At 72.7% G+C, this 4,902-nt stretch carries 3 protein-coding genes and 1 pseudogene; 1 reads left to right on the forward strand and 3 read right to left on the reverse strand.

The genetic code is table 11. From position 1 onward, the window contains the following. Window positions 1-15 precede the first annotated feature (15 nt). Window positions 16-1,167: a trypsin-like serine peptidase gene (locus tag AC08ON_RS07040; protein ID WP_476606876.1), complete on the reverse strand. Its 1,152-nt coding sequence runs from the start codon at window positions 1,165-1,167 to the stop codon at window positions 16-18. 210 nt (window positions 1,168-1,377) lie between these two features. Between AC08ON_RS07040 and AC08ON_RS07045 the strand changes: the two genes are divergently transcribed. Then, window positions 1,378-2,001 carry a PadR family transcriptional regulator gene (locus tag AC08ON_RS07045; protein ID WP_476606875.1) on the forward strand — a complete coding sequence of 208 codons (624 nt, stop codon included), beginning with the start codon at window positions 1,378-1,380 and terminating at the stop codon, window positions 1,999-2,001. On the opposite strand, the gene AC08ON_RS07050 is transcribed toward AC08ON_RS07045, so the two are convergent. Further along, the gene (locus AC08ON_RS07050) at window positions 1,921-3,915 is read right to left on the reverse strand and encodes a vWA domain-containing protein (RefSeq protein ID WP_476606874.1); all 1,995 of its coding nucleotides are present in this window, start codon (window positions 3,913-3,915) and stop codon (window positions 1,921-1,923) included. The two genes, AC08ON_RS07045 and AC08ON_RS07050, sit on opposite strands and share 81 nt — an antisense overlap. Window positions 3,916-3,959: 44 nt before the next feature. Beyond that, window positions 3,960-4,902: pseudogene (locus tag AC08ON_RS07055) on the reverse strand (magnesium chelatase); the annotation flags it as partial.

Raw genomic sequence — 4,902 nt, forward strand, 5'->3', positions numbered from 1 at the left:
TCTAGGAAACTCCCGCTAGAGCCGGTAGGACTGATAGTAGAGCGACTTCACCACGTCGCCGAAGTGAGTTCCGTACAGCTTGTCGTTGACTCCGGCATAGGCGTAGCTGACCACCCCGTCGACCCAGCCGTGCCCGGAACCGAGCCGGCCGAGGCCGGTGAGTAGTGGCCCGCCGCTGGCGCCGGCCGTCATGCGGCAGGCGACGCCGATCGACGGGCTGCCGTAGGGGTCGCCGAAGCCGGAGCCGGCGCAGTAGACGAGTTGGCTGCCGTCGTAGGGGGGCAGCCGCGGGTAGCCGAAGGTGTACTGCGGATACGTCCCCGGAAGATCGAAGGCTATGCCCTGGGATCCGACCGTGTCCTCGAGATGACGGCCGCGGGACGGGGACGGGTTGAACAGGGCGAAGCCGGTGTCGACGTCGAAGTCGCCCTGGCGGGCCCACCCGGACGTCACGGTAAGCCGGCGGGCGGTCCAGATGCCGTAGGGCATCGCGCCGTTGTCGAACCCGGGGATGAAGATGACGTTCCGCGCGAACTGTTCCCCGCTACCGCCGTGCACGCAGTGCCCCGCGGTGACCACGAGGTCACGGCTGGGGCTGGACACGACGCTCGCGGAGCAGGCGTAGTCACTGCCGCCGATGGTGGCGAACAACCGGCCGGTGGTCGTGGTAACCAGCCCGCCCCGGGTGTAGGGCGTTCCGGCGCTCGGGGGCGGGGGAGCGTCGCTCGCGGCCGTTTCGGAGTCGCCGACGGCAGGCGGGGCCGGCCCGGGACTGAGGGGGGCGGTATCGGCATGGTCGTTCGTGCGGGCCCCGAAGGCTCGGGCCCGCCGCTGCGCGCTCCAGTACCGTTCGACCTCGCGCTGCTCGGCGAGGGTCACCGCCCCCGGCGCCGAGAGGAGCTGTCCCGCGGTGGATCCCGGGTACGTGGCGGCGATCGGCGCGTCCCCTCGCCCGGTGGCCGACGCCGCCTGGGCGGGGCTGGCGGGAAGGGCTGCGGGTGCCAGCGCGACGCCCGCCGTCAGCAGGATCGCGACGGTGAGCCTCGATCGCGCCGGCGGGCGTGGGCGGGCCCGGGTGGCGCCGGGTACATCCGCCGGCGGGAGTGGTCGGAGGCGTGCCGCGTCCGCCTGTCGCTCGCACTCCTGGTCTGCACTCCGTGACGTCACGACAGCGAAGAGTAGCAGTACTGTCGCCTTCTGTGGCGGCTTGCGGGCGTTGTGGGACGGGTGGGTCGGCGGGCAGCGCCTCCCGCCCTCGTCGCCCCCTCTCCATGGGCCGGTTGGAGAGGGCTGTAGGGGTAAGACGGCTAGGTGCTAGATAGTCCGGAAGAAACGGTACCTATCAACCCGTATCATTCAAGCCATATCATCGAGACCATGGCTGGAATCGCGCTGACGCCGGTGTCGTATCTGGTCCTGGGGGAGGTGGCGCGGCGTGGCAGCGCCACTCCGTACGAGCTCAAGGTCGCGGTTGCCGGCTCGATCGGTAACTTCTGGTCGTTTCCGCACGCCCAGCTCTACAAGGAGCCGCCCCGCCTTGCCGCGGCCGGACTCCTCTCGGAGGAACGGGAGGAGTCCGGCCGCAGGCGGCGGATCTTTCGCCTGACCGACGCCGGCCGGAGCAGGTTGGCCGCGTGGCTCGCCGTCCCGGAGGCCGGGCGCACCGAGCTGCGCGATCCCGGCCTGCTCAAGCTGGCATTCGCCGATCTGGGCCGGCCGGGTGATGTCAGCCGGCTCGCGCGGGCCCAGGCGGCGGCGCATCGCGCTCACCTGGAGGTGTACCGCTCCCTGACCGCGCTGCCCGCGGGTGCCCTGGCCTGGTCGCTGCGCCGGACCCTCGATCTCGGGCTCGGCTACGAGGAGCTCGCGGTCGAGTTCTGGGAACGCCTCGCCGCCGAGCCGGGCGGGGTGGCGCGGCGGTCAGCGGACGGTGCGGTGCCTGCCCCGGGCCCGCAGGTAGTCCCGGATGACGTAGTTGCCAAGGGCGGCGGGATCGGGTGAGAGAACCCGCCCGCCGTTGCGTCTGGCTATCTCCTCGACGAACTGCACCAGCCGTGGCTCGTCGTCGAGCATGAACACGTTGACGGTCACGCCGCGCCGGGTGAGCCGGTCGACCTCGGCCAGGGTCAGCTCCAGGGTCTCGGGCATCGGCGGCCAGGAGAACGAGGGAGTGCCGTCGCGCAGCAGGTGCGCGGTGGGCTCACCGTCGGTGACCACCATGATGACCGGCTCCGACTGCGGGTAGCGGCTCAGCAACCGGCCAGCGATGAGCAGGGCGTGCTGCAGGTTCGTGCCCTGCACCATCTCGGAGTCGAGCCCGGCGAGCTCGACTGGCCGCAGCTCCCGGGCGTAGTCCGAGAAGCCGACAATGTGGATCTTGTCTTGCGGGAACGACGTGCTGACGAGCGTGTGCAGCGCGAGTGCCGTCGACTTCGCGATGCCCCAGGTGCCCCGCAGCGCCATCGAGTAGGACAGGTCGACGAGCAGGCACACCGCCGCCGTGGCGCGGCGCTCCGTCTCGGCGACCTCGAAGTCGGCCACCGCCAGGCGGATCGGGTGGCCCCGGCCGGGCGGACCGCCGCGCAGCACCGCGTTGCGGACCGTGCGGACGACGTCGATCGGCTGGGCGTCGCCGAACTGCCAGGCCCGGGAGGTGCCCAGCAGATCCCCGGCGGAACCCGCGTCGGTCACGCTGTGATCCCCGCGGCCCCGGGCGGAGACCTGCCGGAAGATCCGGGCCAGTGCGGCCTGCCCGATCCGGCGCACCGCCCGCGGGGTGAGCTCCAGGCTCCCGGCCCGGCGGGTGAGGAATCCCTGCCGCTCCAGCTCCCGTTCGATCTCCTGCAGCCCTCGCAGATCGTCGACGGCGGACCGGCCCAGCGCCCGGGCCACCGCCTCGGGGTCGACGTCTTCCAGGGCGGCCCCGGCGTAGTCCTGCCCCAGCGCGGCGGCCAGTTCGTCCAGCTCCGCGAGCTCCTCCAGCGCGGTGGTGGCGTCGCCGAGGCCGAGCGGTTCCTCGCCGGTCAGGCCGTCGCCCAACCGGCCGGCCCGCCCCCGCAGCCGTCCACCCCAGTTGAGGTCCGGTCGGGACGCGCGCAGCGCCTGCGCCAGGCGTGACATCTCCGCGGCGAGCCCCAGGTCCTCCATCGCCGTGGACATCAGGTCGGCGAGTTCGGAGCGCTGCTGCGGGGTGAGCCCGGCCAGCAACCGCGCGGCGGCGGCGGCCCGGCGGGCCAGCGCGTCAACCAGTTCCTCCAGCGAGCCGGGGTTCTCCGGAAAGAAGTCGCCGAACTCCCGCATGAACCGGGCGAACGCCTCGTCGGTGTCCTCACCGCGGGCGTCCGCCTCCAGCAGGGCGTTGAGCGCGCCGACCATCTCCCGGATCCGGGCGAAGTCCTCGGGCGTGGCCCCCTCCAGGGCCTGCTTCATCCCCCTGAACTGGGAATCGAGGACCTCGCGACGCAGCAGCTCGGAGATCTTCTCGTACGTCTCGCGGGCCGGCTGCGACTGCCAGTCGTACTCGGCGAGCGAGCGCACCGCACGGGCGGGGTCCGCGGGCAGCGCGTCCAGCTCGGCTTCGCGCAGCCGGGCGTCGTCGGAGGGGTCGGGGAACAGCGCCGCCCGTTCCTGGCCCACGGCGGTGTCGAGCAGCCGGCGGACCTCTTGGAGCGTCCCGTCCATCCGGCCGTGGGATCGGGCCTCCCGCCGGTGCCGCTCGACGGCCCGGCGCATGTCGTCCAGACCACGCCGGCCCGGCATGCCCCGGCGCAGCAGCGACTCCAGAGCCTCCCGCGGGGTGCGTCCCTCCATAATCTGGCGGGACATCTCATCCAGGGCGTCGGACGCGGTGAAGGGAGAGGCGAGTGGGTCGGGTCCGCCGTCCCACGGGCCATACCGGAATGTTCCGGAATTCACTGTTCCTCCTGGAAGCTTCCGTGCCGAGGCCAGGTGCCGCCGGGTCAGGTGCCGTAGACGGTCCGTCCGGGAAGCTCTTCCTTGGCCAGCCGGCGGTTGAGGTGCAATCCCTCCATCGCCAGCTCCAGCGCGGCCGCCGCGAGCCCCGGCGACTCCGCCCCGTCCACGCCGAGCCTGGTCAGGATCGCCGCGAGCCCGGGCACCGGCCCGACCCGGCGCAGCAGCTCGGCCGCCGCTACCAGGTCGCCGGTCTCGACCGGGCCATCCGCGTCGAAGCGGGCCTGCAGGCCGGTGAGGTCCGCGCCGGCCAGCCTCGCCCGGAATGTCTCGGCCACCGCGCGGCGCAGCAGCAGCGCGAGGACCTCGTCCTCCCGGCCCTCCTCCAGCTGGTCGAACTCGACCTTGCCGCGTACCGCCGGGACGATCGCGGCGAGGTCGACCACCCGTGCGGTGGGCGTCTCCTCGCCGGTCAGCGCCGCGCGGCGGACTGCCGAAGCCGCCACCGTCTCGGCCGCGGCCACCGACACCCGGGCCGACACCCCCGAGCGCTGGTCGACCTGGGGGGCGTCGCGCACCAGCCGGGTGAACCGGGCCACGATCTCCACCAGGTGATCGGGTATCTCCGGTGCGCCGAGCGGGGACCCCGCCCAGGACATCACCGCCTCCTGGCGGATCAGCGCCAGTTCGTCGGTGAGGTGCAGCGGGTAGTGGGTGCGGACCTCGGCGCCGAACCGGTCCTTGAGCGGCGTGATGATCCGCCCCCGGTTGGTGTAGTCCTCGGGGTTGGCGGAGGCGACCAGCAGCAGGTCCAGCGGCAACCGGAGCAGGTAGCCGCGGACCTGGATGTCCCGCTCCTCCAGCACGTTGAGCAGCGCGACCTGGATCCGTTCGGCGAGGTCGGGCAGCTCGTTGACGCTGAAGATCCCGCGGTTGGTGCGCGGCACCAGCCCGTAGTGGACCGTCTCGGGGTCGCCGAGCGTGCGGCCC

This window comes from Frankia sp. CoWAU3 (assembly GCF_977971855.1).

What these genes read in the sequence shown, in the direction of transcription:
- AC08ON_RS07045 (WP_476606875.1), top strand. Translation starts at nt 1,378, where the DNA reads ATGGCTGGAATCGCGCTGACGCCGGTGTCGTATCTGGTCCTGGGGGAG.